This is a genomic window from Acidovorax sp. HMWF029 (genome assembly GCF_003060895.1).
Lineage (GTDB): Bacteria > Pseudomonadota > Gammaproteobacteria > Burkholderiales > Burkholderiaceae_C > Acidovorax.
The window spans coordinates 1-4,423 of record NZ_QAIH01000144.1; the positions used below are offsets into that span (position 1 = coordinate 1).

Genomic DNA, 4,423 nt, shown 5'->3' on the forward strand with positions numbered 1-4,423 from the left:
GTGCTGACGCCACCCTGCGCCAGCTGACCTCGGCCCTGGAGCGCAACAAGGTGATCGCCATCAACCCCGCCGCCGGCGCCAAGTTCGACCCGCACCAGCACCAGGCCATCAGCGTGGTGCCCGCCGAGCAAGAGGCCAACACCGTCGTGGCCGTGCTGCAAAAGGGCTATGTGATTGCCGAACGCGTGCTGCGCCCGGCCCTGGTCACCGTCACGGCCCCGAAGTAAATCCTTAAATAAATCAGCACGGATGACTTGAACCCCCACGAGTTATCCACAAGTTACTAGCCATCCAAACCATTCACGCATTCGGAGAAAAATCATGGGAAAAATCATCGGTATTGACCTGGGCACCACCAACAGCTGCGTGTCCATCATGGAAGGCAACACCACGCGCGTGATCGAGAACAGCGAAGGTGCGCGCACCACGCCGTCCATCGTGGCCTACCAGGAAGATGGCGAGATCCTCGTCGGCGCCTCGGCCAAGCGCCAGGCCGTGACCAACCCCAAGAACACGCTGTACGCGATCAAGCGCCTGATTGGCCGCAAGTTCACCGAAAAGGAAGTGCAAAAGGACATCGACCTGATGCCCTATTCCATCGTGGCTGCCGACAACGGCGACGCCTGGGTGGAAGTGCGCGGCGCCAAGCTGTCGGCCCAGCAGGTGTCGGCCGACATCCTGCGCAAGATGAAGAAGACCGCCGAAGACTACCTGGGCGAGCCCGTGACCGAGGCCGTGATCACCGTGCCTGCGTACTTCAACGACGCACAGCGCCAGGCCACCAAGGACGCTGGCCGCATCGCGGGCCTGGAAGTCAAGCGCATCATCAACGAGCCCACCGCCGCTGCACTGGCCTTCGGCCTGGACAAGCAGGAAAAGGGCGACCGCAAGATCGCCGTGTATGACCTGGGTGGCGGCACGTTCGACGTATCCATCATCGAAATCGCCGACGTGGACGGCGAAAAACAGTTCGAAGTGCTGTCCACCAACGGCGACACATTCCTGGGCGGTGAAGACTTCGACCAGCGCATCATCGACTTCATCATCAGCGAATTCAAGAAGGAACAGGGCGTGGACCTGTCCAAGGACGTGCTGGCTCTGCAGCGCCTGAAGGAAGCCGCTGAGAAGGCGAAGATCGAGCTGTCGAATTCCGCCTCCACCGACATCAACCTGCCCTACATCACGGCCGATGCCTCGGGCCCCAAGCACCTGAACATCAAGCTGACCCGCGCCAAGCTGGAAGCCCTGGTGGAAGAGCTGATCGAGCGCACCATCGCGCCTTGCCGCACGGCCATCAAGGACGCTGGCGTATCGGTGTCCGACATTCATGACGTGATCCTGGTCGGCGGCATGACCCGCATGCCCAAGGTGCAGGAGAAGGTAAAGGAATTCTTCGGCAAGGATCCCCGCAAGGACGTGAACCCTGACGAAGCAGTGGCCGTGGGCGCCGCCATCCAGGGCCAGGTGTTGTCGGGCGACCGCAAGGACGTGCTGCTGCTGGACGTGACGCCCCTGTCGCTGGGCATTGAAACCCTTGGTGGCGTCATGACCAAGATGATCACCAAGAACACGACCATCCCCACGAAGTTCGCACAGACCTTCTCGACGGCCGACGACAACCAGCCCGCCGTGACGATCAAGGTGTTCCAGGGCGAGCGCGAGATGGCATCTGGCAACAAGCTGCTGGGCGAGTTCAACCTTGAAGGCATCCCGCCCGCAGCGCGCGGCGTGCCACAGATCGAAGTGTCGTTCGACATCGACGCCAACGGCATCCTGCACGTGGGCGCCAAGGACAAGGGCACCGGCAAGGAAAACAAGATCACCATCAAGGCCAGTTCTGGCCTGTCGGAAGAAGAAATTCAGAAGATGGTGAAAGACGCTGAGCTGAATGCCGCCGACGACAAGAAAAAGCTGGAACTGGTGCAGGCCAGGAACCAGGGTGAAGCTGCCGTGCACAGTGTGAACAAGAGCTTGGCCGAGCATGGCGACAAGCTCGACGCTGGCGAAAAGGACGCGATCACGGCCGCCGTGAAGGCCCTGGAAGACGCCCTCAAGGGCGAGGACAAGGCCTCCATCGACGAGAAGACCACGGCCCTGATGGCTGCCAGCCAGAAGCTGGGCGAGAAGATGTATGCCGAATCCCAGGCTGCTCAAGCCGCCCAGGCCTCCGGTGGCGCCGAAGCAGCAGGTGCCTCGGCCTCCGCCTCTTCGGCCAAGCCCGCTGACGACGACAACGTCGTCGATGCCGAAGTGAAGGAAGTCAAGAAGGGCTGAGCGAGCCCCCGTTGACCCGATCCGCCGCGCAATGCCTACAGGGGCTGCGCGGCGTTCCTGTTCCAACCGGGTTCTGAATCACTATGTCCAAACGAGACTTTTACGAAATCCTGGGTGTTCCCAAGAACGCCTCGGACGAAGAAATCAAGAAGGCCTATCGCAAGCTGGCGATGAAGCACCACCCTGACCGCAACCAGGGGGATGCAGCCAAGCCCGCCGAAGAGAAGTTCAAGGAGGCCAAGGAGGCCTACGAGATGCTCTCCGACCCGCAAAAGCGCGCGGCCTACGACCAGTACGGCCACGCCGGGGTGGACCCCAACATGCGCGGCCCCGGCGGTGCAGGGGCAGAGGGCTTTGGCGGTTTTGCCGAGGCCTTCGGCGACATCTTCGGCGACATGTTTGGCCAGCAGGGCGGGCGCGGGCGCGGTGCCGGTGGCCGCCAGGTGTACCGGGGCAGCGACCTCAGCTACGCCATGGAGATCACGCTGGAAGAAGCCGCACGCGGCAAGGACGCGCAGATCCGCATCCCGTCGTGGGAGAGCTGCGACACCTGCCACGGCAGCGGTGCCAAGCCCGGCACCAGTGCCAAGACCTGTGGCACCTGCCAGGGCGCGGGCACGGTGCAAATGCGCCAGGGCTTCTTCAGCGTGCAGCAGACCTGCCCGCACTGCCGAGGCACGGGCAAGATCATTCCTGAGCCCTGCACGACCTGCCATGGCCAGGGCAAGCTCAAGAAGCAGAAAACACTGGAAGTGAAGATTCCTGCGGGCATCGACGACGGCATGCGCATCCGCAGCACCGGCAACGGCGAGCCCGGTACCAATGGCGGCCCACCCGGCGATCTGTACATCGAGATCCGTCTGAAGAAGCACGACATCTTCGAGCGCGACGGCGACGACCTGCACTGCCAGGTGCCCGTGAGCTTCATCACGGCCGCACTGGGCGGCGAGATCGAAGTGCCCACGCTGGCGGGCAAGGCCGCCATCGACATCCCCGAAGGCACGCAGGCTGGTAAGCAGTTCCGCCTTCGCGGCAAGGGCATCAAGGGCGTGCGCGCCAGCTACCCCGGCGACCTGTATTGCCACATCGCCGTCGAGACGCCTGTGAAGCTGACCGAACACCAGCGCAAGCTGCTGCGCGAGCTGGAGGATTCGCTCAAGAAGGGCGGCGCCCGCCACTCGCCCAGCGGCGAGAGCTGGACGGACCGGTTGAAAAATTTCTTCAGCTGATCAGGTCGCCGCTGCGTCCGACTGAAAACCGCCCTCGGCCTCACGGCCCGGGCGGTTTTTTCATGCGCGCTGCGGGCTGCACGGCGAGCCCTGCGGCCTTGCCAGGCCGCTCGTGCTGCGGTGCACGGTAGAAGCCCAGAATGCGGCGCACGTACTCGCGCGTCTCGCTGTAGGGCGGCACACCACCATGGCGCTCCACCGCTTTCTCGCCCGCGTTGTAGGCGGCCGACGCCAGTGCCACATCGCCGCCAAAACGGTCCAGCAGCCAGCGCAGGTAGGCCAGCCCGCCACGCACGTTCTGCTCGGGGTTCCACACGTCGCGCACGCCAAAGCGCTCTGCGGTCTCGGGGATCAGTTGCATCAGCCCCTGCGCATTCTTGGGCGACAGCGCCCGGGCCTGGAAGTTGGACTCCGACCGCACGATGGCCAGCGCCAGGCGCGGGTCCACCTCGAAGCGGGGTGCGAGCCGCTGCACCAGTTCGGCGTGGCGGCGCTTGTCGTCGGGCAGGTTGCTGACATAGCGGTCCACCACATCGTGGGGCACGACCTCCTGGGCAGAATCGCGCCCCCCAGCCGGGGCGCCTCGCCCGTGGTGAGGCAGTCCGGCAGTTGGTCGCCCGGCGCCAGGCCTTCGGCCAGGCTGCGCGCCTTCTCGTGGCCCCGCTGGGCGGCCAGGGCCAGCAAGGTGGTGGCGGCTGCCGGGTCGGGCACCACATCGCGCCCCCGCATCAGCAGGCGGCCCAGGCGGTACTGGGCCTCCACGCTGCCATAGCGCGCGGCATCGCAGTACCGCTGCGCGGCCCGGTGCGGCTGGCGCCGCACTTCGGCGTCATAGCCCTCTTCCAGCCAGCGCGACAACACGGGAGGCTCGCCCGCCCACTCGGGCGGATCGTCCAGGGCCTGCGCGCACACCTGGGGCC

Annotated in this window: 4 protein-coding genes; 3 read left to right on the forward strand and 1 reads right to left on the reverse strand. The window is 64.9% G+C overall.

What is annotated here, in order from left to right; all coding sequences use genetic code 11:
• From grpE to dnaJ, 3 genes are all read left to right on the forward strand, one after another.
• Positions 1 to 227: nucleotide exchange factor GrpE (gene grpE, locus DBR12_RS09860; RefSeq protein WP_108617079.1), on the forward strand; the 227-nt coding region annotated here is incomplete at its 5' end.
• Positions 228 to 321: 94 nt separating this feature from the next.
• Positions 322 to 2,274, forward strand: a complete 1,953-nt coding sequence (gene dnaK / locus DBR12_RS09865) for a molecular chaperone DnaK (protein ID WP_108617080.1) — start codon at positions 322 to 324, stop codon at positions 2,272 to 2,274.
• 83 nt (positions 2,275 to 2,357) lie between these two features.
• The gene (gene dnaJ / locus DBR12_RS09870) at positions 2,358 to 3,503 is read left to right on the forward strand and encodes a molecular chaperone DnaJ (RefSeq protein WP_055399485.1); all 1,146 of its coding nucleotides are present in this window, start codon (positions 2,358 to 2,360) and stop codon (positions 3,501 to 3,503) included.
• Between the two features lie 40 nt (positions 3,504 to 3,543).
• Here dnaJ and DBR12_RS22710 read toward each other — a convergent pair whose 3' ends face one another.
• Positions 3,544 to 4,047 carry a lytic transglycosylase domain-containing protein gene (locus DBR12_RS22710; RefSeq protein ID WP_233244382.1) on the reverse strand — a complete coding sequence of 168 codons (504 nt, stop codon included), beginning with the start codon at positions 4,045 to 4,047 and terminating at the stop codon, positions 3,544 to 3,546.
• Positions 4,048 to 4,423 lie beyond the last annotated feature (376 nt).